This window comes from Dyella silvatica (assembly GCF_026283955.1).
Taxonomy (GTDB): domain Bacteria; phylum Pseudomonadota; class Gammaproteobacteria; order Xanthomonadales; family Rhodanobacteraceae; genus Dyella_C; species Dyella_C silvatica.
Genome location: NZ_JAPDPE010000021.1, coordinates 25,491 through 50,938 on the forward strand (window position 1 = coordinate 25,491; position 25,448 = coordinate 50,938).

The 25,448-nt window shown below is 61.0% G+C and carries 21 protein-coding genes and 1 pseudogene; 13 read left to right on the forward strand and 9 right to left on the reverse strand.

All coding sequences use genetic code 11. The features are described from left to right. Window positions 1–34: 34 nt before the first annotated feature. Entirely contained in the window at window positions 35–2,461 is a 2,427-nt protein-coding gene (locus OUZ52_RS06375; RefSeq protein ID WP_266157545.1) for a S9 family peptidase, read from the reverse strand. A 220-nt stretch (window positions 2,462–2,681) separates the two neighbouring features. Between OUZ52_RS06375 and OUZ52_RS06380 the strand changes: the two genes are divergently transcribed. The 4 genes from OUZ52_RS06380 to hemC all read left to right on the forward strand — a co-directional run bounded on the left by OUZ52_RS06380 (window position 2,682) and on the right by hemC (window position 6,287). After that, the gene (locus OUZ52_RS06380) at window positions 2,682–3,347 is read left to right on the forward strand and encodes an alpha/beta hydrolase (protein ID WP_266157546.1); all 666 of its coding nucleotides are present in this window, start codon (window positions 2,682–2,684) and stop codon (window positions 3,345–3,347) included. Between the two features lie 125 nt (window positions 3,348–3,472). Continuing rightward, window positions 3,473–4,513, forward strand: coding sequence for a sensor histidine kinase (locus OUZ52_RS06385; RefSeq protein WP_266157547.1), 1,041 nt, complete (start codon window positions 3,473–3,475; stop codon window positions 4,511–4,513). A gap of 28 nt (window positions 4,514–4,541) precedes the next feature. Continuing rightward, window positions 4,542–5,246, forward strand: a complete 705-nt coding sequence (locus tag OUZ52_RS06390; RefSeq protein ID WP_266157548.1) for a LytR/AlgR family response regulator transcription factor — start codon at window positions 4,542–4,544, stop codon at window positions 5,244–5,246. A 126-nt stretch (window positions 5,247–5,372) separates the two neighbouring features. Next, entirely contained in the window at window positions 5,373–6,287 is a 915-nt protein-coding gene (gene hemC / locus OUZ52_RS06395; protein WP_266157549.1) for a hydroxymethylbilane synthase, read from the forward strand. A 166-nt stretch (window positions 6,288–6,453) separates the two neighbouring features. On the opposite strand, the gene OUZ52_RS06400 is transcribed toward hemC, so the two are convergent. Together OUZ52_RS06400 and OUZ52_RS06405 are read right to left on the reverse strand one after the other, a co-directional pair. Next, the gene (locus OUZ52_RS06400; RefSeq protein WP_266157550.1) at window positions 6,454–7,254 is read right to left on the reverse strand and encodes a DUF481 domain-containing protein; all 801 of its coding nucleotides are present in this window, start codon (window positions 7,252–7,254) and stop codon (window positions 6,454–6,456) included. A 98-nt stretch (window positions 7,255–7,352) separates the two neighbouring features. Beyond that, entirely contained in the window at window positions 7,353–8,219 is an 867-nt protein-coding gene (locus OUZ52_RS06405) for a hypothetical protein (protein ID WP_266157551.1), read from the reverse strand. Window positions 8,220–8,335: 116 nt separating this feature from the next. Between OUZ52_RS06405 and OUZ52_RS06410 the strand changes: the two genes are divergently transcribed. Both OUZ52_RS06410 and OUZ52_RS06415 read left to right on the forward strand, forming a co-directional pair. Then, window positions 8,336–9,319 (forward strand): helix-turn-helix transcriptional regulator, encoded by a 984-nt coding sequence (locus OUZ52_RS06410; RefSeq protein WP_266157552.1) that lies wholly within the window; start codon window positions 8,336–8,338, stop codon window positions 9,317–9,319. Between the two features lie 214 nt (window positions 9,320–9,533). Next, on the forward strand, window positions 9,534–10,481 hold the full coding sequence (locus tag OUZ52_RS06415; protein WP_266157553.1) for a patatin-like phospholipase family protein: 948 nt from the start codon (window positions 9,534–9,536) through the stop codon (window positions 10,479–10,481). Here OUZ52_RS06415 and OUZ52_RS06420 read toward each other — a convergent pair. The 6 genes from OUZ52_RS06420 to OUZ52_RS06445 all read right to left on the reverse strand — a co-directional run bounded on the left by OUZ52_RS06420 (window position 10,459) and on the right by OUZ52_RS06445 (window position 15,126). Continuing rightward, window positions 10,459–10,827, reverse strand: a complete 369-nt coding sequence (locus tag OUZ52_RS06420) for a DUF488 domain-containing protein (protein WP_266157554.1) — start codon at window positions 10,825–10,827, stop codon at window positions 10,459–10,461. The two genes, OUZ52_RS06415 and OUZ52_RS06420, sit on opposite strands and share 23 nt — an antisense overlap. Window positions 10,828–11,133: 306 nt before the next feature. Further along, window positions 11,134–11,850: a glycosyltransferase gene (locus OUZ52_RS06425; protein ID WP_266157555.1), complete on the reverse strand. Its 717-nt coding sequence runs from the start codon at window positions 11,848–11,850 to the stop codon at window positions 11,134–11,136. 197 nt (window positions 11,851–12,047) lie between these two features. Continuing rightward, a complete protein-coding gene (locus tag OUZ52_RS06430) occupies window positions 12,048–12,920 on the reverse strand; it encodes a ParB/RepB/Spo0J family partition protein (RefSeq protein WP_266157556.1) in 873 nt (290 codons plus the stop codon). Between the two features lie 2 nt (window positions 12,921–12,922). Further along, a complete protein-coding gene (locus tag OUZ52_RS06435; protein ID WP_266157557.1) occupies window positions 12,923–13,807 on the reverse strand; it encodes a ParA family protein in 885 nt (294 codons plus the stop codon). A 60-nt stretch (window positions 13,808–13,867) separates the two neighbouring features. Further along, window positions 13,868–14,503, reverse strand: a complete 636-nt coding sequence (rsmG, locus tag OUZ52_RS06440) for a 16S rRNA (guanine(527)-N(7))-methyltransferase RsmG (protein WP_266157558.1) — start codon at window positions 14,501–14,503, stop codon at window positions 13,868–13,870. A gap of 146 nt (window positions 14,504–14,649) precedes the next feature. Then, window positions 14,650–15,126, reverse strand: coding sequence for an SPFH domain-containing protein (locus OUZ52_RS06445; protein ID WP_266157559.1), 477 nt, complete (start codon window positions 15,124–15,126; stop codon window positions 14,650–14,652). 337 nt (window positions 15,127–15,463) lie between these two features. On the opposite strand from OUZ52_RS06445, the gene OUZ52_RS06450 reads away from it, so the two are divergent. The 7 genes and pseudogenes from OUZ52_RS06450 to OUZ52_RS06480 form a co-directional block, all read left to right on the forward strand. Next, a complete protein-coding gene (locus OUZ52_RS06450) occupies window positions 15,464–16,501 on the forward strand; it encodes a LacI family DNA-binding transcriptional regulator (protein ID WP_266157560.1) in 1,038 nt (345 codons plus the stop codon). A gap of 228 nt (window positions 16,502–16,729) precedes the next feature. Beyond that, a complete protein-coding gene (locus OUZ52_RS06455) occupies window positions 16,730–19,492 on the forward strand; it encodes a TonB-dependent receptor (protein WP_266157561.1) in 2,763 nt (920 codons plus the stop codon). A gap of 126 nt (window positions 19,493–19,618) precedes the next feature. Next, window positions 19,619–21,088: a glucoamylase family protein gene (locus tag OUZ52_RS06460; RefSeq protein ID WP_266157562.1), complete on the forward strand. Its 1,470-nt coding sequence runs from the start codon at window positions 19,619–19,621 to the stop codon at window positions 21,086–21,088. Window positions 21,089–21,174: 86 nt separating this feature from the next. Further along, a complete protein-coding gene (locus tag OUZ52_RS06465; RefSeq protein WP_266157565.1) occupies window positions 21,175–22,428 on the forward strand; it encodes a sugar ABC transporter substrate-binding protein in 1,254 nt (417 codons plus the stop codon). 82 nt (window positions 22,429–22,510) lie between these two features. Further along, window positions 22,511–23,344, forward strand: a complete 834-nt coding sequence (locus tag OUZ52_RS06470; protein WP_266157566.1) for a carbohydrate ABC transporter permease — start codon at window positions 22,511–22,513, stop codon at window positions 23,342–23,344. Continuing rightward, a complete protein-coding gene (locus OUZ52_RS06475) occupies window positions 23,341–24,162 on the forward strand; it encodes a carbohydrate ABC transporter permease (RefSeq protein ID WP_266157563.1) in 822 nt (273 codons plus the stop codon). The genes OUZ52_RS06470 and OUZ52_RS06475 overlap by 4 nt, the downstream gene beginning before the upstream one ends. 5 nt (window positions 24,163–24,167) lie before the next feature. Next, window positions 24,168–25,448 (forward strand): annotated as a pseudogene (locus tag OUZ52_RS06480) (discoidin domain-containing protein); the annotation flags it as partial.

Consider the following 25,448-nt stretch of genomic DNA (forward strand, 5'->3'; position numbering starts at 1 on the left):
CCCTCCTAGACAAGGGAGGCGCCTCGGTTAACCCCTACGGCTGTGGCTTCAACCAGGTATTGAACAGCTCGTCGATACGGCGATATTCGTCGTACCACGAATCGGGATGGACAAAACTGTGCCGCTCCATCGGGTAAAGTGAGATCCAGAAATTCTTCTTGTGCAGCTCGATAAGGCGCTGATACAGGCGAATCGAATCTTCCGCCAACACGTTGTCATCGATCAGGCCGTGCTGGATCAATAACGGATCTTGCAGCTTGTCGGCATATTCGATCGGCGAGCTCGCCGCATACGCCTCGGGGTCGAGCTGCGGATCGTTGAGGATGTTCGAGGTGTATTCGTGGTTGTAAAGCCGCCAGTCACTGACCGGACGCAGGGCCGAGCCGGCGGCGAATTCGCCGGGTGCGCGCAGCAGGGCCATCTCGGTCATGAAGCCACCGTAGCTGCCGCCATAAATGCCCACGCGCTTGGCATCGACCCCTTGCTGTTTGACCAGCCACGCCTTGCCGTCGAGCAAATCGTCCAGCTCCGGGTGGCCCATCTGCCGATAAATCGCTGTGCGCCAATCGCGGCCATAGCCTTCCGAGGCGCGGTAATCCAGGTCCAGCACGACGTAACCCTGCTGCACCAGCAGGTTATGGAACATCTGCTCGCGGAAGTAGTTGGACCACGACAGCGTGACGTTTTGCAGATAGCCCGCGCCATGCACGAAGATCACCGCAGGCCGACCGGCGGCGGCAGCCTTGTCGGCCGGGCCGTAATACTTCGCCCAAACCGTGCCGGCGCCGTGCGTGGACGGCACGCCGACGATCCGCGGCGCAATCCACGAACGCGCGGTGAAGGCCGGTTTCATGGTGTTGGTCAGCTCATGCGGCGCCCCGCCGGCGGCATCCTGCACCGCCAGCTGCGGCAGCATGTAAGGCGACGAGTGCAGCACGGCGAGCTGCCGGTCATTGGGCGACAAGGCAAAGTCATCCATGCCCTGGTACTGCGTCACCCGGCTCGATTCACCGCCATGAGCAGCCACACGATAAACATCGTAGCTGTAGGGCGCGACCTGATTGCTGCGGAAATAAAACCACTGTCCGTCATCGGTCAGCTGCGGATGGCTGACCTCGAACTTGCCCGTGGTCAGCGCCTTGGCCTTGCCATCCAGCGGCTTACTGTAGAGCTGCGAGAAACCGGTCTCTTCGCTCATGTACCACAGCGTGCGATTGTCCTTGAGCCAACCGAAATCGTTGAAGTTCCAGTTGATCCAGGCGTCGTCATGCAGGCGGTGCTGGTTGAGCAAAGTGTGTTTGTCGACATCGACGCTGGCGATCCAGCGGTCTTTGTTGTCGATGGCACGCAATTGCACCGCCACGTTCTGACCGTCATCGCTCCATACGATGCCACCGCCACCACCATCGTCCGCCGCTGAAATGATTCTTACACCACGGACCTCTGGCGCCTTCAACGCTTTCGCCTGATCCTGCTTGCCGGCTTTTTCCAGGGTGGCGATGGCCTTGTTGCGTAGATCCTTGAGTGGGTCATCCTTGATGCCGGGCAGGCCTTCGATGGCCAGCGGATAGCTTTTGCGATTCAGCAGATCGAGCAACAACAGCGCCTGCGGCGCGGGATCTTTGCGGCCCACGTAGACGCGCGTTTCCCGCTGCTCGGCATAGCCACTGTCGGTGACGAAATGCGTGACTTGCGGCGCCTTGCCTTCGGCATAGTCCTTGGGCTGGGTCACTACCAGCATCCAGCGGCCATCCGGGGACAGCTCGGTATCGACTGCATCGATCTTGTCGCCAAGCCAGATCGGCTTCGGCGCGCGGCTGGGATCGGCGGCGGCAAGCGCATCGTCGTTCTCGCGCAGGCCGTCTTTGTCGGCTTTCAGCTGGCGCAGTGTCTTGAACAACTTCAGTTGCTCGTTACCCAACGCGTCCGGCTGCTTGGCCTGCGGATCATCAGCGAACTTCAGCACCGCAGCGGGCGCCGTCACGCCGGCGGCGATATCGTAGCGATACCACGTATTGCCTTGGCGAAATTGCAGCATGCGACCGTCGCTGGAAAAGCTCGGTGCGGATTCCGCCTCGGGCGTGCGCGTGACCTGCACACGACGGCCGCTGGCCAGCTCAACCAGGAATACATCGCCGTGGCGCAAGAAGGTGGCATATCGATGCGCGCGATCGAAAGTCACCGGGCCATCGGCCTGCGCTTGCGCGGCGGCATCGAGCTTCACGCTCTGCCCGCTCGCCGGATCGACCCGATACAGATCGCGCACCTTGCTGCCATCGCGCTTCAATGTGTAATACAGGCTCTTGCCGTCCACACTCCAATAGGGCGCCGTGACCGCCGCACCGATCCAGTCCGGGTTCGCCATGACGGTTTCCAGATCAAGACTGGGCGTGACAGCTGACTGCGCTGCCGCCGGTACGGTGGCGAGCGCAACGAGGCCGGCTACAAACATTCGGCGCATGGGGTACTCCGCGATCCAAAACCATGCAGGATAGCCAACAGCGCAGGCACCGCAAACGCCAAGTGTCCCGTTTCCCCGGAACCGGCTTCCGGTTAGGCTTCCCGGCTATCTGCCTTACGCGCAAGAGCCGATGGGCCTCCGTCGATGACGCGGTGAGTTGCCGCCGGACCAGCGGCCGCTGCGCTCATCGCCTCTTGCGCCTCTACCTCAGCGAGCCCGCATGACCCTGCCTACTGTTCAACACGAAACCGCCGCCAAGCCGCTGTATAGCGTGATCTGGCTGCATGGCCTGGGTGCCGATGGCCATGACTTCGCGCCCATCGTGCCAGAGCTGGTCGCCACCGATTGGCCGGCGCTGCGCTTTGTCTTTCCCCCTGCGCCGGTGCGCCCGGTAACCGTCAATGGCGGCATGCCGATGCGTGCCTGGTACGACATTGCCGGGGTCGACCTGGTGTCGCGCCAGGACGAGCCCGGCATTCGCGGCTCGATCGAGGCGGTGGAAGCCTTGATTGCGCAAGAACACGAGCGCGGAGTGCCGAGCGAACGTATCCTGCTCGCCGGCTTTTCGCAGGGCGGCGCGATTGCTCTCGCTGCCGGCTTGCGCCATGCCCAGCCTTTGGCTGGTGTGATTGCGCTGTCTACCTATTTGCCGCTGCACGAACTGTTTGCCGCCGAACGCAGTTCGGCGAACGCGAAAACGCCTATTTTCTGGGGCCACGGCACCGGCGATCCGATCGTTCCGTTAACCCGTGGGCTAGCCTCGCGCGAGCTGCTGCAGTCACTGGGATATGACGTGGCCTGGCATACCTATCCGATGCCGCATTCGGTCAATGCCGAAGAAATCACCGATCTGCGCCACTGGATGAGCCAGCGCTTTCGCGGCTGAGTGAGCAAAGCCCCGGCGGGACAGGCCGCCCTGCACTCACGTGCGGGGTGGGCCGCGCAAAGGCAGGCCGATAGTGCGCCTTGCTCCCCAGTCACAGTGGCTCGCTCTTGGTCATACTGTCGTCCATGCGCGATTCCACCCTTCGCCGGTCGCCGATCGAACCCAGCCCGCTGCCCGACTTTTGCAGTCTGCCGGTGCTATTCGCCTTGCTCGTCATTGGCGCATTGACCGCCACCGTAGTCTGGCTCGCCGCTGACAACGGCCGTGGCTGGCGCGGTTACTGCGTGTGCATGCTGTTCGTCGATTGGCTGATGCTGGTGATCGGGGTGCTGTTGTGCAAACTGCGCCCCTGGCTGCAACGCCTGCCCGGTCATCTGCCTTATATCGGCGCCTGGTTGCTGATCATGCTGCTCGCTACCTTTGCCAGCATGTTGGCGCACTGGCTCAATGAATCGCTGATGCTTGAACTGATGCACATCGATACCGCGGCCTTTGTACGCAACAGCATGTTGATCGCTGCGCTGCTCAGCGCGGCGGTGCTGCGCTACTTCTATGTGCTGGCGCAATGGCAGACCCGTCTTGAGGCGGTGGCGCGGGCGCAGGTCGATGCGTTGCAAGCGCGAATCCGTCCGCACTTCTTGTTCAACAGCATGAATACCGTGGCGGCGCTGATCCGACTCGACCCTGACGCTGCCGAACGCACCATCGAAGATTTATCCGAGCTGTTCCGCGCTGCCCTCGGCCAGCACGATACGCGCGATGGCACCTTGGGCGAAGAACTGGCCTTGATCGAGCGCTATCTGGCGATCGAGCAACTGCGCTTAGGCGAGCGCCTGCATGTGCGTCGCGAGCTCGATACCTTGCCAGCGGCCTTTTCATTGCCGCGCCTGCTGCTGCAGCCACTGGTAGAGAATGCCGTACGCCATGGCATTCAGCCGTTGCGCCAAGGCGGTGAGGTGATTCTGCGCGGCTATCGCGAAGGCCGTAGTCTCATCATCGAAATCGATAACCCCTTACCCTCGATACCGGGTGAGCGCGGTCATGGCCATGGCCTGGACAATGTGCGCCAGCGCGTTGCCTATCGCTACGGTCCACGTGCGCAAGTGCAAGCCGGACCGAGCCACGACCGTTTCATCGTGCGTCTGCAACTACCGGAAGAAGCCTGATGTCCGCACTTAATACGCAGGCCCTGATATGCGTGTCTTAATCGTCGACGACGAGCCGCTGGCACGGGCGCGATTGGCGGCGCTGCTGGGCGAATGCGACGACATCACCATCGCCGGCAGCATCGGCGATAGCGAGGCTGCGCTGACCTCCATCAGCGAACTGCAACCCGACCTGCTGCTGCTCGACATCAACATGCCTGGCATTGATGGCATTGCACTGGCTCGGCGGCTTGCCGGTCAATCGCGTCCGCAGATCGTGTTTTGCACCGCCTACGAGAACTACGCCGTGCATGCCTTCGACCTCGGCGCCATCGACTACCTGCTCAAACCGGTGCGAATGGAGCGCCTGCGCGAAGCCCTGCAACGTGCGAAGCAGCGCCTGACCAGCGCACCACGCGAACACATCCGTTATCTGGGCGGCCGCCAGCGCGGCGAGCAAGTACGCATTGCCCTCGACGAAGTGATTTACCTGCTCGCCGAAGAAAAATACGTCGTCGTGCAACACCGCGGTGGCCAGTTGCTGCTGGAAGAATCCCTGCGCCAGCTCGAAGAAGCCTACTCCGAGCAACTGATCCGCCTGCACCGCAACTGCCTGGTGCCTCCGCAGCGCCTGCTCGGCTTGAAAACCCTTAGCGACGGCCGCGTGCTCGCCCGCCTTGGCGGCACCGAACTCACCCCCGAGGTCAGCCGACGCAACCTGCCTGCCTTGCGCAAGCTTCTTCGAATCGGCTAACCGCCGCCTGCTGCGACAACGCGTATCGATGGCCTGCACTGCGCAAGCCCAGCGTTTACGCGACAATGGCGCACTTTTGACCCGCCATACGCCGGCCATACGCGGCGCCGTTAACGAGACCCTCCGATGACTTCACCCATCTTGCGCATCGCCACTCGCAAAAGCGCGCTTGCGCTATGGCAGGCCGAGCATGTCGCTGCTGCTTTGCGTGCGGCGCATCCGGGCTTAATCGTGGATCTGGTGCCGATGTCCACGCGTGGCGATGAGATTCTCGACCAGCCCTTGGCGACGATTGGCGGCAAGGGGCTGTTCCTGAAAGAGCTTGAGGTGGCGATGCTGGAAGGGCGCGCCGACCTCGCCGTGCATTCGCTCAAAGACGTACCCGCGGTGTTGGAACCTGGCTTTGCGCTGCCGGCGATTTTGCCGCGCGCGGATGCCGCCGATGCCTTTGTCAGCAATCAATACGCCAACTTGGCAGCCCTGCCGCACGGTGCGCGCGTGGGTACGTCATCGCTGCGCCGGCAGGCGCAACTGCGGGCGCTGCGACCGGATCTGGTTTTGCTCGATCTGCGCGGCAATGTCGGCACGCGCTTGGCCAAACTCGATGCCGGGCAGTACGACGCTATCGTGCTCGCCTGCGCCGGCCTGGAGCGCCTGGGGCTGGCTACGCGGATCCGCAGCCGACTGGCCGCGCCAGATTGGCTACCCGCACCTGGCCAGGCGGCGATTGCCATCGAAGCACGCGAAGACCAACCCGCCATACTGGCCTTGCTCGCCGCCCTGGATGACAGCGAAACCCGCTTAGCGGTCAGCGCTGAGCGCGCCATGAATCAGGCCTTGGGCGGCAGCTGCACGGTCTCCGTCGGCGCCTGGTGCGTGGTCACCGAACACGGCCTGCATCTACGCGGCGTGGTCGGCGATGCCGCCAGCGGCCAACTCATCCATGCCGAGGCCAGCAACGCCAGCGACCAGGCCAGCGCCTTGGGTCAGCAGGTAGCGAATGCATTGTTTGAGCGAGGCGCCGCTGCGCTGTTGGGCTAACGGGAACGGGGAACGGGGAACGGGGAACGGGGAACGGGGAACGGGGAACGGGGAAGAGCGTAAAAAGCAGCAGCCCAAAAGCAAACGCAGAATCAAAAAAGATCGAAAAAGAACGCGGCACTACCAGCGCCACTCGACCTTCATGTTCCCCGTTCCCTGCTTTTAATTAAAAGTTGTACACCAGGTTGGTCGTCGTCAGGGTGTCGGTCTTCTTGGTCCCCGGCTGTACGTTGCTGTTGTAACGCAGCTGATAGCCAAGCTTCAGCGCCATTTTCTTGGTCATGCTGACCGATAGGCCAATGTCATTCTGGTAATACTTGTTCTTCGAACCCGCTTCCATCAGGAAGGTATCCTCGAACGTGGTGTTGTCGGTGAGGCGATACTTGTAGTTGATCAGTCCGCGCGCCACGCCTTCGCTTTGCGTCTCTTGGTGAATCTTGGTGCTGACGTTATTGATCGTTACCGTGGCATCGGCCGGACGATAGCGCTTGAAACCGGGACCGATTTCGAATGACAGCTCGGAGCGGTCGGTTTTCAACGCGATGAAACCGTAGCCGACCGAGACAATGCCCTGCCACCGATTGGCGCCGAAGTCGTCGTGCTCATAACGTACCGCGCCGACGATGTAGCTGCGCGGATCCAGTTTGTAGCCCACCGAGGCGCCGGTGTCATAGCGATTGGCGGTGGTGCTGAATTGACTGATGGTCGCGCCGGAGCTGTCGACCACTTTGACTTCGCCTTTGGAGCGCATGCCGTTGAGGAAGAAATTGTTCTTCCACAGCTCGTTCTCCTGACTCAAGCCCAGCTTGGCGTTGATATTGTCGGTGCGCGAGTTGCCGCGCGCTGCAGCAAAGCCGAACTCGCCTGAACCGCTCCAGCCACCGTTGTTCGCGTTAGCGCTGCCTTGGGCGGCGGCATCATCGGCCTGTGCGCCGGTACTGGCGAATGCATGAATGGGAGGCGCCATGATCCGGTCTTATCCGGGCAATTTGAAGACCTAAATCGTGACAATAAAGGTTAAGTTGCCTTAAATGACCGAAAAAGCAGCGTACGTCGTAGCCCTGATCAGGGCGAGGCTATGCCACTACGACGCTGCTGCAGACTCTTGCCCAGGCTGCAACTGAGGGCGGCCGAGGCGGCCAATGGAACGGTCCCGCCATACAGGTAGCTCCACAGCAAGGCCAGGCACGGCCATCCATAGACCAGCAGCACGATGAACCAGCGCGCATACGGCCAGCGTACGGCCAGCTCACGATGGGCTGCTGACGATTGGCGCAGCATGCCTTCGAGCAAGGCCAAAAGCGCCGCCAGCACCAGCAGGCCCATGGCCCAGGACTCGGGGCTGATCTGGTTCGTGTCACCGGCTTGAGCCACGACGCAAAGCCAAAGCCAGAGCCCGCCGGCATAACACGCGGAAGCCACATGACTGCATAGCCACGATGCGCGCGGCGAGCCTGGATAATGTTGGTGTCCTGCATCGTTTGCGGTAGCGACCAGGCTGACCAGACTGCACACGACCAGCGCCCCGCCAGCCAGGCGGGTAGCCCAGAAATCGTTGCTGCCGCGGACCAACCCAGCCAGCGCCAACATGGGTAGAAAGGCACTGAAGGCGAGCATCGCCTTGCGGGTGGGCCAGCCGTCACGGCCTAGCTGCCAGCCATGCCAGTCCGGCAGGATCGGCAAGCGCAGGCAGGCCACTAGTAACCCTGCGCTGATGAAGCCGCAGCCCAGCGTCAGCGGCACCAAGGCCTGGCCCCGCCCTTCGCTGTAAATGCCCAGCCCCAGCAACAAACCCAGCAAGATCCAGATGCCATAACCGCTGACTGCCATCACCTCAAGCAGATCGGCGCCGTACCAGCGCAATCGCCAACCGCTGACCGCGGATGGACGGGAGGCCGCGGCGACTGCTTGAATCTTTCGGCTCTGCTCCATGGACTGCGCACTATGTCTTGGGGATGAGACGGTTTCAGCCTGCATGTGACCTTGCGGACTTGCGACTGCCATAAGCCATGCCCATGCTACGGATGGCTCCACACAGAACTTACCCCATGGATCGTTACGAGCGCAGTCTCACCCTGCACCGATTGTTGAAGTCGGCCCACTACCCGGTGCCGCTGCCACGCCTGATGGACGAATTGGAGTGTTCGCGCGCGACGCTATATCGCGATGTCGGTTTCTTGCGGGACGCCCTGGGCGCCCCGATCGAAAGTGCCGGTGGCGAACATGCGGCATTCCGCTATGAACAGAGCGAGGCCGAACGCTTTGAGCTGCCCGGTCTGTGGCTGACCTCAGATGAACTGGCCGCCTTGCTCGCCTTGAACGAGTTGATCGGCCGCTCCGGCCCAGGCGTACTGGCCGGCGCACTGGCCCCCTTCAAGGCGCGTATTGAACACCTGCTTTCGGACCAGGGCAGCGGCAAGGCGCTACCGATCGAACGCATCCGGGTCATTGCCTGGGGTGAACGTAAACTCGACCAGCAAGTGTTCCGCATTGTTGCCGGCGCCGTGCTGGAACGAAAACAGCTGCGCTTCCGCTACCGTGCCCGCACCACCAACGCCGATAGCTGGCGCACCGTGTCGCCGCAGCGGCTGACCCATTATCGCGACAACTGGTACCTCGACGTATGGGACCACCACCGCGAAGCGCTGCGCAGCTTCGCGGTGGACCGTATTGCCGAGCCACAGGCCCTGGATACGCTGGCCATCGACGTGGCCGAGGACAACCTCAACGACATGCTCGCGTCGAGCTACGGCATTTTTGCCGGCAAGCCGAAGGCCTGGGCCACGATCCGTTTCTCGGAACACGCCGCACGCTGGGTCGCCGATGAGCACTGGCATTCGCAACAGAAGGGCGAATGGCTGAGCGATGGCCGCTACGAGCTGAAATTGCCTTATTCCAATTCCAAAGAGCTGCTGATGGACGTACTCAAATACGGTCCGGACGCGGAAATCGTCGCGCCGCTGTCGTTGCGCGAAGAGATGAAGATCCTGCTGCAACTGGCGTTGACCGGATACCAGCAGGCGCCGCGGTAATTCGTACCGCACTCTGAGCATCGCTGTAGCTCCCCTGCCCTTCACCATCGGCAGGGGAGCATGTGCGGGTGCGATTTACCCGCGCTCACGGTGCGGATCGCACGCCGGCCGATGGATCCGCAGAGACTCTGGCGACCATACGCGGTGGCCCTGACTTGCAATCCAGGGCGACTGCGCAGAGGCTGGTCCGCTTTCAATGCCAATGATTTGCGTCATGAGCACAAACCTCACGCCCGCCCCCAGCCTCTCTACTCCACGCAAACCCACGGTCTCACTGGCACTGGGTGCCGGCGCGGCGCGCGGGTTGGCGCATATCGGCGCGATCGAGGAAATCGAAGCGCAGGGTTACCAGATTGCCGCGATTGCCGGCACGTCGATGGGCGCGCTGATCGGCGGTGTGTATGCCATGGGTAAGCTGAGCCTGTATCGGGATTGGGTTTCGTCACTGGCGAAAATGGATGTGTTGCGGCTGGTCGACTGGACGTTTTCCGGCGGCGGCCTGATCAAGGGCGAGCGGATTATCGACACGCTGCGCCAGCTCATCGGCGATACCAGCATTGAAGACCTGCCCATCGCGTTTACCGCGGTGGCCACCGATATCGACCGTGAGCGTGAGGTCTGGCTGACGCGCGGCTCGCTGTTCGATGCCATTCGTGCGTCGATTGCCATCCCTACCGTATTCCGGCCGCATATCATCAACGGCCGCCGACTAGTCGATGGCGCCCTGCTCAACCCCGTGCCGGTCACGCCCTTGATGCGCGAGCCCGCCGATTATTTGCTGGCGATCAGCGTCGATGGCCCGGCCCAAGCCGCCGTAGCCCCGGCACCTGTCAACGTCGACAACGCGGCTGATCCTGGCAGCTACCGGCATCGCATCAGTGAATTCGTCGGCCGGCTGTTGCCGCAAAGCGAACCCAAACCGCGCGAGCCCGGGGTGCTGGAACTACTGAATCAGTCGATGGATCTGATGCAAGCCAACTTGTCGCGCATGCGCCTGGTGGCTTATGAGCCCGACCTGCTGATTCAATTGCCGCGCAATGCCTCTACGGCGTACGAGTTTTATCGGGCACGCGAGTTGATCGAGCTTGGCCGCCAACAGACCCGGCACATGCTGGCCAACTGGCAGCCCACCCACCGCTTCAACTCGGACCAGGCGCCTTGAGCCAGGCCTCCAGGTAGGCCTTTAGCACCAAGGCGTGGCTATGCTCCTCATCGCGAGCGGCATAGAGCAAGGTGACCCGATGACGAGCGGCACGCTCGGCCAATGGCCGCCAACGATCGGCAATGGCATCGAGCTCAGCGGCGTAGCAATGGCGAAAACCCTCCCACAGCGAGGGGTCATGTCCAAACCATCGCCTTAGCGCGGTTGACGGAGCCAGGTCCTTGGCCCAGATGTCCAGTGCGGCATCTTCTTTTTTCAGGCCGCGCGGCCATAACCGATCGACTAAAACCCGATAACCGTCGGCTTTTGCGGCCGGCTCGTAGATCCGTTTGATAACGATGCTCATGGCAAACCGTCCCAGCTTGGCGACGAACGCCCAGCATACGCCGGAACGGGGAACGGGGAACGGGGAACGGGGAACGGGGAACGGGGAACGGGGAACGGGGAACGGGGAACGGGGAACGGGGAACGGGGAACGGGGAACGGGGAACGGGGAACGGGGAACGGGGAACGGGGAAAAGCCTAAAAAGCAGGAGCCCAAAGGCAAGGGCTAAAACAAAGAAAAATAAGAAAAGATCGAAAAGCACGCTGCGCCGCAATCACCACACGAACTTCACGTTCCCTATTCCCCATTCCCGCTCTACCCAAACCCTCAGAGCTCCTCTACCTGAGTCACCTTGCCGCGCCGCATCAGCCAGGCCACGCCGCGCAAATCAGCCAGGCCCACCCACAGGCGGTCGAGCATGCCGTACTTGGACGTGCCGGCGGTACGCGGGCGATGGCCTACGGGCACGCTTTCGCTGATAAAGCCGGCGCGTTTCACCAACGCCGGCAGGTAACGGTGCATGTGATCGAAATAGGGCAGGCGCAGAAAGACTTCGCGCTCGAACAACTTCAGACCGCAGCCGGTGTCGGGCGTGGCATCCCGCAGCATGCGCGAACGCACCGCATTGGCAATTTTCGATGAGATGCGCTTGTTGAAACTGTCACGGCGCGTGGTGCGCCAGCCGGCGAACAAGCGGACGTTGGCCGCGGCGGTTTCGCGTGCTGACAGCAATTTAGGGATATCGGCCGGATCGTTCTGGCCGTCGCCATCGAGGGTGGCGATCCACGGCGACTTGGCGGCGCGCACGCCGTTCCACACCGCGGTACTTTGGCCGCTGCGAGTAAGGTGGCGCACGATACGCAATTCGGGGTACTTGGCCTTTTCAGCAGCCAGTACCGCCACGCTGTCGTCGCTGGAGTCGTCATCCACGTAAACGATCTCGAAAGCAATCTTGCCGCGCAGCGCGGCAGCGATTTCGGCGAGTAGCGGCGGAATGTTGTCGCGCTCGTTGAACACCGGCACGACGACGGACAGTTGCGACATGGAGGCAGCCTTTCTGCAAAAACGGAAGCGCCTTAAAGCGCAAGGCGACGCATTTTAGTGCGTGTGGATGAACGGTGTCAGGCATTCCATGCCGGTAAGCGACTTTAGCCGCCCATGCCGAGTCCGCTGAAGCGCAACGACACCCCGGCGCGGACGGATGAGCCCAGGCCGCGCCTCGGCGACGCAGGCCACTGGCTTTAGCGGATCTTGCCCAGAATGCCTTCCAGCTCATCACTACTGTGGTAATGAATGACCAGTTTGCCGCGGCCGCCGCGGCCGTGCGCCAACTCGACTCGCGTGGCGAAGCGCTCGGCCAGCTCACGCTCCAGATCGGCGATATTCGGATCGCGTGATGGCGTGCCCTTGGCCTTACCCTTCGGCACGGTTTGCGCGCGACGGGCCGCTTCCTCCAGTTCGCGCACGCTCCAGCCGTTGCGTGCGGCTTCCAGCGCCAGGCGTTCGGCGTCCCGCTCGGGCAGGGTCAGCAGGCAGCGGGCGTGGCCCATTTCCAGCTTGCCTTCGTCGAGCAGTTTTTTGATCGACACGGGCAGTTCGGTCAGCCGCAGCAAGTTCGATACCGCCGCGCGCGACCGGCCGACGGCGTCGGCCGCTTGCTGATGGGTAAGGTCGAAATCGTCGATCAGGCGCTTGAGCGCATCGGCTTCCTCGAGTGGCGTGAGGTCTTGCCGCTGGATGTTCTCGATCAAGGCCATGGCCGGCACAGCCACTTCCGGCACGTCCTTGACCAGTGCCGGCAGCTCGCTCAGCTGCGCACGCTGGGCCGCGCGCCAACGGCGTTCGCCGGCAATCAGCTCGTAACTGTTCTTGCCGATGGCGCGGACCACCACCGGCTGAATCAGACCTTGAGCCTTGATCGACGCGGCTAATTCATCCAGCGCTTCATCGTTCCAATGACGGCGCGGCTGATATTTGCCTGGCTGGATCTGCTGGATCGGCAGCATGCGCAGTTCGCCTTCCTGCTCGATGACTGAGGGCGTGCCTTCGCCGCCACCGCCAAGCAAGGCATCGAGCCCTCGGCCCAGTCCACGCTTTTTCGCTGCAGCTGCCATGCTTACTCCTGATGAATGTCGACGACGGCGTCGAGTATGGCCGGATCGAGCGCCGGGTCACTTTCGTCGTGCAGCGGCAAGGCGATCGCCCCGGCCGGCTGGGCGGTACCCGCGGCAGCGGCAAGATCACGCTCGCGCCGGATCATCTCGCCGGCCAAACCGATATAGGCAATCGCGCCGCGCGAACTGCGGTCGTACAAATGAATCGGCTGACCGTGGCTGGGTGCTTCAGCCAGACGGACATTGCGCGGAATGATCGAACGCAACACTTTGTCGCCGAAATGCTGGGTCAGCTGGGCAGAAACCTCGTTGCCCAGGTTGTTGCGCACGTCGTACATGGTGCGCAGCATGCCTTCGATTTCCAGCTGCGGGTTCAGGCGCAGGCGCACTGCCTTAATCGTTTCCAGCAAGCTGGACAGCCCCTCCAGCGCAAAGTATTCGCACTGCACCGGGATCAGTACGCCATCAGCCGCCGTCAACGCGTTGAGGGTAAGCAGATGCAGCGAAGGCGGGCAGTCGATCAAGATGGTGTGATAGCTGTCGCCAAGCTTGGCCAGCTGCTCTTTGAGCCGGCTTTCACGGGCAATCGCATCCATCAATTTCAATTCGGCCGCGGTCAGGTCACCGTTGCCGGGCAGCAAATCGTAAAGCGCCTCGGTCTTGACGATGACTTGCTCGATCGGCACTTCATCCAACAACACTTCACAGCCGTTCGGCTTGGCCGCACGCTTGTCCACGCCCGAAGCCATGGTCGCATTGCCCTGCGGGTCGAGATCGACCAGCAGCACCTTACGCTTCGCGGCGGCGAGTGCCGCGGCAAGGTTGACGGCCGTCGTGGTCTTGCCGACGCCGCCCTTTTGGTTGGCGACAGCGATGATGCGAGCCATGGTCTCGGGTGTACCGTGCGCGAGTGAAAAGGGGGCTAGATTACCATTCGGGCGTGCTCTTCAGGCGTGTACGCGGCCAAGCACTGCCAGATGCCGTTCTGCATCAAGCCCCGGCACCCTCAGCAGGTGCATGCTGCGCACGGCAAAACCCGCGGGAATACCAGGCAGCTCATCGTCCGGCTGCTTGCCTTTCATCGCCAGCCAGATGCCGTCCTGCGCCAGCAAATGGCCACCCCAGCGAAGCATGTCGGCAAAGCTGGCGAAGGCGCGCGCGGTGATGCAATCGAACCGGCCTTGCACATCCTCCACGCGCGACTGCACCGCGCGCACGCCGTCCAGCTTGAGGCTGCGGATGGCCTCACGCAGGAAGCGCACCTTCTTGCCATTTGAATCGACCAGCAGAATCTCCCGGCCGGGCGCGGCAATCGCCAGCGGAATGCCCGGCAATCCGGGACCGGTGCCCAGATCGGCCAGAGTGGCGCCCTGCACATACGGCAGAATGGCCAACGAATCTAGCAGGTGACGGGTAATCATCTCGGCCGGATCGCGCACCGCCGTAAGGTTGTAAGTCGCGTTCCAGCGCTGCAGCAGCGCTTGGTAATCGAGCAGCCGGCCCACTGCATCCGCAGGCAAATTCAGACCCAGCGCGGCAATACCCCGTTCCAATGATGCTTGCAGGTCAGCGCGGTTGCTCATGAATCATCCTGGTCGTGCGCGAAAGGGCGGCAGTATCCGTGCGCAAGGTTGATGACGCCAGCGCCACGGCAAAGAAAAACCCGCCGAAGCGGGTTTGAGTATCCCCTAACGCGAACGCTCTCAGGCGTTTGGCGCATGGACTTCGCTCAGGCGAAATCCAACTCAACGCGCGTCACCATCATGCCGCGCTCGCGCAATACTTTATTCATGGCCTGCTTCAGACGGGTGCCGAGATCGCGGCAATCGACATGACTGAGATCGGCGTGATCGGCTTCAGGCTCTTCGCGTAATGCAGCCAGTGCGCCGCCGCGGATCAATTGATCGGCTTGTTCGATGACCGCATCGGCGCGCTCGGGCTCAAGCACTTGCCAGTAAACCGTACCACGCAAGTCGTGCGCGTCGGCCATCGGCTCCTCAAAGCGCAACACCTGGCCGCCAAGATCAATGCGATGACCCACCCGGTCGAGCCATGGCAGTACCAGATGCGTCCCAGAAGGCAACAGGCGCTGTGGCTTGCCATGACGGTAAACGCTGTGCACCTGCCCGTCCGGCACCCGCTTCACGGCACCTGCTATCAAGGCGAGCAAGCTGAATACGAGGATAAGCGTGAGCAAGGTAGTCATGGCAGCTAAATCAGCAAGTTATGCGCTGTTCGTATAGGTTCTTAGGAGCTGCAGCTTACAGCCGTATGGTGCTGTTTATATTAATGTCAATTTAACGATGAACTGATGTTTTTTTACCATTCAGCTTACGACTTGATAACTGACCCCTCATCTGGCCTTACGTTTTGCGCTGGGCCCGCCGTCAATCAACAACATCGCCGCCAGCCAGCGCTTCTCAGCCAGACATTTATTGCATCGCAGCAAAGTCGTTGATTTTAAAAAGCTTTACAAAACTTGATGAAAACGATTACGTTCCGCGTCAAGTCGTACTCCAGCAACTCTCCGAGGCGGATAGCACATGGGCGTGACCATCAAGGACGTAGCGCGTGAAGCCAAGGTCTCGGTGGCTTCGGTGTCTCGCGCGCTTAACGGTCAGGCCGGCGTGACCGCGGAAACCTTGGGACGCATACGTGAGGTCGCCGCGCGATTGCGCTATGTGCCCGATAATGCCGCGCGCAGTTTGATCACCCGTCGCACCCACACCATTGGCGCGTTGCTGCCCGATCTGTTCGGGGAGTTTTTCTCCGAACTGATTCGCGGCATCGACCTGGCCGCGCGTGCCCGCGGCCTGCATTTGCTGGTGTCGAGTTCGCATGATGATGCCGATGAGGCCGCCGCCGCGTTGCGCGCCATGCAGGGCCGGGTCGATGGCTTGCTGGTGATGTCGCCGCATGCCGATGCAGATTTTCTGCGACAGAATCTCCCGCAAGGCCTGCCTACGGTATTGATGAATACCGTGCTCGATAGCGACGCTCATGCCGCCTTGTCGGTGGACAACTACGGCGGCGCCTGCCTGCTGGTTCGGCATTTGATCGAGCGTGGCTATCGGCAGGTCGCCTTTATTCAAGGACCGCCGAAGAACCGCGATGTCGCCGAGCGCGAACTGGCTTACCGCGAAACCCTGGCTGAGCACGCGCCTGGCCAGGCACCGATCGTGCTGCCCGGCGATTTCAACGAGATTTCCGGCTATCGCGCGGGTCAGCAATTGCTGGCGATGCAACCCCGACCCGACGCCGTGTTCGCCGCCAACGACATGATGGCCATCGGTTGCATCGCCGCCATTCGCGAAGCAGGTCTACGCATTCCTGAAGACATCGCGGTCGCCGGTTTCGATGATGTGCCGATGGCGCGCTACGTGACACCGGCGTTGACTACGGTGCGCGTGCGCATCGCCGAGCTGGGCAAGACCGCGCTGGAGCAACTGATCGTGCAGATCGAACACACCGATACACCGCCACGCGCGCATCAACGCGTGAAGGCTGAACTGGTGATACGCGCGTCAAGCGACAGTCAGTGGCAGGGCAACGATATGAGATTTGCAGCAACCCAAGACTGAGCCAGGTTGGCCAGGGGCGTTTCAACAAAAACATGGTTTCTGTGGCAAGCGTGGAATGGGGTTCCGCTCTTGGCAAACTCACGGAAGCCGACAACAGCGGCGCATGCGATTGCGCTCATCGATCCGTTGAGGGGAAGGTGGTAGGCCATGGCAAACAGACTCAGAGTATCCCGACAGATTTCGTTAGCCCTCACGGGCTTGATCACAATGGCGGCACTGGCACCCGGCATGGTTGCCGCACAAAACAGCAGCGCCACCGTACGTGGACACATCGATACCGCCCAGGGTCAAGCCGCGACGCAAGTAGTCGCCACCAATATCCGCACCGGCTTTATCAGTCAGGCTAGCGTGAATGCCAATGGCAACTACACGCTGGTCAGCCTGCCACCGGGCAGCTATCGCATCGAAGCCAAAGGCCAGGGCGTAAGTGCCAGCCGCGAAGTATCGGTACAGGTGGGGCAAGCGCTGACTCTCAATCTCGATGCCACCGCCGCGGCGTCCACTGCGTCCGCTCCAGCCAGCGCGACCAACCTGCAAAGCGTCACGGTAAGTGCCACCTCGTTGATCGAAACACGCACCTCCGAAGTGGCGACCAACATCACCCAGGCACAGATCAACACCTTGCCGCAGAACGAGCGCAACTTCCTCGACTTCGCCAAGCTGGTACCGGGCGTCACCGTGTCGCGCGACCCGACCTCCAAGGGCTTCTCGGCGGGCGGTCAATCAGCCGACAATGTAAACGTTTTCATCGATGGTGCCAGTCTTAAGAACAACGCACTCAGCGGCGGCATCGCCGGTCAGAATTCAAGCCGCGGCAATCCCTTCTCACAAGAAGCCGTGCAGGAATTCCGCGTGCTTACGCAGAACTACAAAGCCGAGTACGAACAGGCCGGCACCGCCATCATCACCGCCGTGACCAAGTCGGGTAGCAACGAATTCCATGGTTCGGTGTACGACTACTTTCAGAACAAGGCGATGATTTCGCAGGACTCGTTCGACAAGCAGGCGAAGATCAAAAAGCCAGACTACCAACGGCAACAACGCGGCTTTTCATTAGGCGGCCCGATTCTTAAAGATCAGCTGCAGTTCTTCGTCAACTACGAGGAGCGCAAGGACGTCAGCAACAACACGGTAAAGATCGTCGACCCTCGCTTCACCCAATACAACGGCACCTTCTCGGCACCGTTCAACGAAAAAACCTTTTTCGGCAAATTGAGCTGGCAGCCCAACCAGAACAATAATGTCGACTTGAGCCTGACCACGCGACGCGACAATGAAGTGATTGGCTTTGGCGATAAAGTTGCCTACAGCGGCCGCAGCAATCGAAAGAACCGTGTCGATGACTTGCTGCTGAAATGGCAAACGCGCGGCGACATCTGGACCAATGATTTGATGCTCGATGCAGGGCATGCCAAGTGGAACCCAAGCTCGGCGAATCCAGACATCGTGCAGCAAGTCTACGAGCTCAATGTGGCCACCCTGGGCGGTGCCAGCGGCTTGCAGAACAAAGGCCAGGATCAAACCACGATCCGTGACGACCTTACCTTCGCCGGGCTTTCCTGGCATGGCGATCACACCATCAAAGTCGGTGTGAAATACGCTGCCTATGGCATCACGCTGGAGCAGAACAACAACGCCGTACCGTCATACGTCTACCAAGAGGGCGCGAATTATCCTGGCGGCTTTGCGATCCCCTACAAAGCGCTCTACGCCCCGCTCAGTGCCAGTGCCAACTTGCACACCAATCAGCTCGGCGCCTATGTGCAGGACGACTGGGACGTCACCCAGCGTTTGCAGTTGAACCTCGGCCTGCGTTGGGATTACGAGACCAATGCACTGAACAAGGATTACGTCACGCCACAGGCGCAGTACGCCACGCTGCAATACTTCGGCCTGCAAAACAACATCAGTACCGGCAGTGAACGCAAAGCCTTCAAAGGAGCGATTCAACCGCGTCTTGGCTTTTCGCTGGATGTGAGCAAAGACGGCGATCAAAGCACTACCTTGTTCGGTGGTGCCGGCCGCTATTACGACCACACACCCTTCGACTGGATCAGCCAAGAAGCTCTACACGCGGCGGTGCCAAACTATTTGTTCCAGTTCAGCCCGCCCAATCCGGACGGCACGCCGTCCAAGCCCGGCACCATTGCCTGGAACCCCGCTTACCTGACCAAGGCCGGACTGAACGGCTTGCTCGCCTCAGGCACGCCCGGTTTCAGTACCGAGATCGACACCATCAACAACAAGACCAAGCCGCCCTATACCGACCAATTCAGCTTTGGCGTACGGCAAGTACTCGGCGACTGGACCGGCTCACTCACTTTGTCGCGCGTGCTGGGCTATCGCCAGTTCACCTGGCTGTGGGCCAACCGACTGGTCGTGCCGGGCTTCGTGCTTGAGCAGGCACCGGGCAGCCCATACGGCGTAGTGCTGAAAAATGGCTATAAGAAAACCCAGTCCAGCAGCGTGCTGATTAGTATCGACAAGCCTTACAGCAAGGCGTCCGGCTGGGGCATGGGGGTGGCTTACACCTATCAGAATGCACGCCAGCAGGGTCACGACAATTACTCGCTGGACTATGTCGACCCGGCCGGCTATCCGGGTGGTCACGTCGGCGAGAAACATCACTTGGTCGTCAACGGCATCGTCAGCGGCCCGTGGGATACCCGTCTCACCGGCATTCTTACCTACGGCTCAGGCACGCCGTTCGACGTATTCAAGAGCGCGCCCGCCTGCGACTACAACTGCAGTTACTACTACAACGGCGCCTATGGGCGTACGTATCTGAATCTGGATCTGTCCATCGCCAAAGAATTCCGTTTCGGCGAAAGCCAGGCGCTGGAGCTGCGTTTTGACGTCATGAATGTGTTCAATCGCGATGTCTATAACGCCTACGAAGGCAACTTCTACAATCCGAACTTCGGCAAGCCGACCGCCGCCGATCCTAACCTGACCCGTCGTTTCCAGATCGGCGCGCGCTACAGCTTCTGATCCTCGCGTGCTCCAGTGCCCTGATGTTTCCGGGGCGCTGGCATACATTGCAGCGGTCATGCACTTTTTGCTGAGCGAGCATATGAAATGCTCCAGCCATGCCGCGCGTTTCTTAGAGGCAACACCATGCAAGTAAAGCAACAAACCGTACTGTCCTGCATGCTCGCTGCGTTGCTGGCCTTGCTGATCCCGCCAAGCGCTCAGGCCGATCAGCCAACAACATCGGCCGCATGCAAGACCGCAACCTGCACGGTTCAAGTAACACCAGTCATCGATGCCCTGGAGCGGCATACCTTCGACTGGTTCTGGGCCAGCGGCAATCCGCAGAATGGCTTGATCCCTGATCACTACCCCTCGCAGTCGTTCGCCAGCATTGCCGCCGTGGGTTTCGGGCTGACCGCATATGGCGTTGGCGCGGAACGTGGCTACATCACCCGTGAGCAGGCGATCGAACGCACCTTGAGCACGCTGCGCTTTTTCCACGACGCCGCGCAAAACGACAGCGAGGACGACGCCACCGGCTTTCACGGCTTTTTCTACCACTTCCTCAACATGCAGAGCGGCAAGCGCGAAGCGCGCTGGGTCGAGCTATCCACGGTCGACACCACCTTGCTGCTCGGCGGTGTGTTGTTTGCGCAGTCGTACTACGACCGCGACACCACGCAAGAAAAACAGATACGCCAGCTTGCCGACGATATCTATCGCCGAGTGGAATGGACCTGGATACAACCCCGCGCACCCTTGATCAGCATGGGTTGGACACCGGGCGGCCATTTCATCGAGCACGACTGGAAAGGTTACGACGAGGGCATGCTGGTTTATATCCTCGCCCTGGGCTCACCCACGTATCCGATCCAGGATGGCGCATGGAAGGCCTGGAGCGCCAATTACCAGCGCCACTGGGGTGATTTCTACGGCCAGACCCATCTCGGCTTCGCACCGATGTTTGGCCATCAATACAGTCATGTCTGGGTGGATTTTCGCGGTATCCGCGATGCCTGGAGCCGCGAGCACAACCTCGATTACTTCGAGAACAGCCGCCGCGCCACCTATGCGCAACGCGCCTACGCCATTGCCAATCCCGCGGGCTGGGCCGGCTATGGCGAAAACGTATGGGGGCTCACCGCCAGCAACGGCCCCGGTGAAGCCGTCGCAGAAGTCGATGGCAAGCAGCGTAAGTTCTACGGCTACACCGCACGTGGTGCCGGTATCGACTACATCGCCGATGACGGCACTATCGTGCCGACGGCCGTCGCTGGCTCCATCGCGTTTGCGCCGGAAATCGTGATACCGGCACTAACCGAGATGAAGCGCCGCTACGGCAAGTACATTTATAACCAGTACGGCTTCGTCGACGCGTTCAACCCCAGTTTCCATGTCCAGATGCCCTTGCGCACCGGCAAGCTGGTACCCGAGCTTGGCTGGGTCGATACGGTGCATTTAGGCATCGACCAAGGGCCGATCCTGCTGATGAGCGAGAACTGGCGCAGCGATTTCGTCTGGCGCGTGATGAAAAAGAACCCCTACATCCGCAAAGGGCTGCAGCGTGCTGGCTTTACCGGCGGCTGGCTGGATCAAGCTGCGAAGCAGCCGTGAGCAAGCGTTTTCATCATGACGGCGAACAGGCACTGAGCGCGGGCAGAACGCCGATAAGCGCTTGCGCCGTGGCGCTATCCGTAGGGATGACCTTGCTGCTTATGGGCTGCTCACCGGCCACAGAAGGCTCACAAGAGCTCACCTTCTGGACCATCGGCCGCGAAGGTGAGGCGGTTGCCAAACTGATTCCGGATTTCGAACGCGAACATCCAGGTATTCACGTCAAACTGCAGCAGCTACCGCTCAGCGCGGCGCATCAAAAATTACTGACCGCCGTTGCAGGCAGCTCGACCCCCGACCTGGGTCAACTCGGCAATACCTGGATCCCGGAGCTGGCTGCGCTCGATGCATTGGAGCCTTTGCAGGCGCGCGTCGATCACTCCAGCATCGTGCGGCAGGCCGATTACTTTCCCAGTATCTGGGCCACCAACCTGATCGGTAACTCGCCGGATAAAGGCGTGCTTTACGGCGTGCCTTGGTATGTCGACACCAGGCTGTTGTTCTATCGCAACGATTTGCTGCGCCAGGCCGGCTTCGATCATCCGCCTCACGATTGGGTCGAGTGGCGACGCATGCTCGCCGCGCTGAGCTCGCCGCAACTCGGCCATTACGGCATCTTGCTGCCGACCAACGAGTTCGAGCCCTTGCTCGCCCTGGCGCTGCAGCAAGACGAACCGCTACTGCGCGATGGCAACCGTTACGGCAATTTCCGTAGTGCCGGTTTCAAGCGCGCACTGAGCTTCTATGTCGAAACGTTCAAACTGCGTCAGGCACCGATGATTACCAACGTCGAGGCTGGCAACCCCTGGACCGAGTTCGGCCGCGGCGTTTATGCGTTCCATCTGTCCGGGCCATGGAATATCGGCGAATTTCGCCAACGCCTGCCGCCAACCCAGCAAGCGGATTGGTCGACGGCGCCACTGCCGGGACCGGAAGGTCCGGGGGCCTCCAATGCCGGCGGCTCCAGCCTGGTGATCTTTCGCCACTCCGCGCATAAAGACATGGCCTGGCAACTGATCGAGTATTTGTCACAGCCGACGGTGCAGCAACGCTTCTACGGTCTGCTCGGCGATATGCCGCCGCGTCGCTCTTCATGGGAGGGCGGTGCCTTGCATGACGATCCCAAGGCGCGCGCAGTCCGCGACCAACTCGAACGGGTGAAGCCGACGCCGCCGATTCCCGAATGGGAGCGCATCGTGACCAACATGCAACTGGTCGCCGCACAAGCCGTCGCGGGGCAGCTGACCGTGGATCAAGCGGCTGCGGAGATCGATCGGCGTGTCGACCAGATGCTGGAGAAACGTCGCTGGATACTGGATCGGCAGGAGAAAACACGGTGACCGCTAATCGCACGGCGCTAGCAAACGGAGCCTATGCGTGAATACCCAGCGCGCTGCCTGGCTGTTCCTCGCCCCGGCGTTGATGGTGCTGGGTCTGTTTTTTCTGCTGCCGGTGTTCGCCGCGCTGCTGCTCAGCCTCACCGATTACGATCTCTACGCCTTGGCCGATGTTGGCAATTTGCGCTTCGTCGCCTTGGGCAATTACTGGGAGCTGCTGCACCGTCCATTGTTTTGGTCGGCGCTGGGCAACACCTTTTACTTCGTCGTCATCGGTGTACCGCTGTCGCTGATGGCGTCGCTAGGTGCCGCGCTATTGCTCCATTCACCGCTGGCGCGGATGAAACCGTTCTTTCGTACGGCGCTGTTCGCACCCGTGGTAACCACGGTGGTCGCGGTGGCGGTGATCTGGCGTTATCTGTTCAATACCAAGTACGGCCTGGTGAATTACGCCTTGGGCAGTATCGGCATCCATCCGGTGGACTGGCTGGGCGATCCGCACTGGGCCATGCCGACGATCATCTTGTTCGCGGTGTGGAAGAACTTTGGCTACAACATGATTATTTTCCTCGCCGGCTTGCAAGCCATTCCCGGCGACCTTTATGAAGCTGCCCGCATCGACGGAGCCTCGGCGCCGCGGCAGTTCTGGCATATCACCTTGCCGATGCTCAAACCCACCCTGAGCATGGTCGGCATCCTCACGGTCGCCGGCTATTTCCAACTGTTCGCCGAGCCTTATGTCATGACCGAGGGCGGGCCACTGCAAAGCACGGTCAGTGTGCTGTACCTGATGTACGAGGAGGGCTTTAAGTGGTGGAACCTGGGATCGGCATCGGCGGTGGCCTTCTTGCTGTTCGTCATCATGTTTGCGGTGACGGCGACCATGTTTCGGCTCTCACGGCGTGGAGATGAGGCATGAACGCGCGGCTGGCGAAAGCCATGATCAACGGCTTGCTGATCGGTGTGGCCATCGTGGCGCTGCTGCCGCTGCTGTGGATGTTGTCGGTCTCTTTCATGACACCCGGCGAGGCCAGTTCGCTACCGCCACCACTGTTACCCAAGCAGGCGACATGGGCGAATTATCGCGAGCTGTTCACTCATGCCGGCATGGCCCGCTATCTGCTCAACAGCTTGCTGGTATCGACGGCGATTACCGCGCTTGCGCTGGCCATTAATCTGATGGCGGGCTACGCCTTCGCCAAGCTGCGCTTCGCAGGACGCGAAAGACTGTTTCAGGTGCTGCTCGGTGCCTTGGTCATACCCGCACAGGTCGCCATGCTGCCGTTGTTTCTGTTGCTGAAATATCTCGGCCTGGTCAACAGCTACGCCGGCGTCATCGTGCCGGCGATGGCGACCATCTTCGGTATTTTTCTGGTGCGGCAGTACGCACGCACGGTACCCGATGAACTGCTGGAAGCGGCACGCATCGACGGCGCCAGCGAGTTGCGCATCTTCGTACAAATCGTGCTGCCATTGCTCAAGCCGATCATGGTCACGCTGGCTATCTTTACCTTTCTTGCCGCGTGGAACGATTTCATGTGGCCGTTGATCGTGCTGACCGGGCAGGAGCATTACACCTTGCCGATCGCGCTGGCTTCGTTGTCGCGCGAGCATGTGCAGGATTCCGAACTGATGATGGCCGGCTCGGTGGTTACTGTGCTGCCGGTGCTGCTGTTGTTCCTCGCGTTGCAACGCTACTACCTGCAGGGGCTTCTGCTTGGTAGCGTCAAGGGATGATGGCGATGCAAGGAGACCGATCGCGCTTTTGCGGGCTGGGCGCGGCCTTGCTTGGCCTGTTGCTTGCACTCGGCACGTCGGCTGGCGCCAGCGAGGCCTCACGGCGACTCGATGACTTCAGCCAGCCGTCGGCATGGCATGCGCAAGGCACCGATGACATCAGCACATCTTTGCGAAGCGTCGATGAAAGGCAAGGGAAAACGCTGTGCCTGGCTTTCGATTTCAACGGCGTCTCTGGCGCGGCCAGCTTGCAACGCGAACTGCCGATTAGCTTTCCGGATAACTTTGCGCTCGCTTTCGATGTGCGCGGTACGATGGCGCCCAACGACCTGCAACTGAAGCTGATCGATGCCAGTGGCGATAATGTCTGGTGGTTTCGCCGCGAACACTTTCAGCCGACGGCCACCGGGCAACATATCGAGATACGTCGTCGCGATATCGAATTCGCCTGGGGCCCGACCAAGGACAAGACTCTGCGGCAGTCCACCGGGCTGGCATTCACTGTGTATGCGGGGCAAGGCGGCAAGGGCGAGTTATGCCTGAATAACCTCACGCTTACCCGCTTGCCGCCCGAGCCGTCCTCATCCGCACCGCCGAAGACGGCCAACGCGTTGTTCGAAGCACAGGCCAGGCATGCCCCCCGGGGCATGTATCCGCGTGGATTCTCTGGTGAACAGAGTTACTGGACCCTGGTCGGCGTGGATGGTGGCGCCCGCCATTCGGCCTTGCTGTCGGAGGACGGTGCAGTCGAGGTCGATAAGGGTAGTTGGTCGATCGAACCGATGTTGTTCAGCGGCGGCGAGGTTATTCACTGGGCCGCGGTAAAAACCACGCAACGGCTGGAAGATGGTTATCTGCCGATACCCAGCGTGCACTGGCAGACCGATAGCTTGAGCCTGGAGACCACGGCGTTTGCCAGCGGCACGCCGCAACGCTCGCAGCTGTGGCTACGCTACGTGCTGCATAACGATAGCGACCAGCCACGACGGCTCACCCTGGCTTTGCTGGCGCGTCCGTTTCAGGTCAATCCGCCCACACAGTTCCTCAATACCCCAGGCGGCATCGGCGCGATTCATGACCTCCAATGGGATGGTCATGCGCTAACCGTCAACGGGCAAGCGCGCGTGCTGCCTTTGCAGCACACCGATGGCTTCGCTGCGGATGCCTTTGCAACCCGCGGCTACGATGTCGCAGCCCTGGTGCAGCGTTTGGCTGCCAAAGCGCCGCCACAGATGTCGCAAATGCATGATGCAAAGGGTTTCGCCCAGGGCGCATTGCTTTACCAG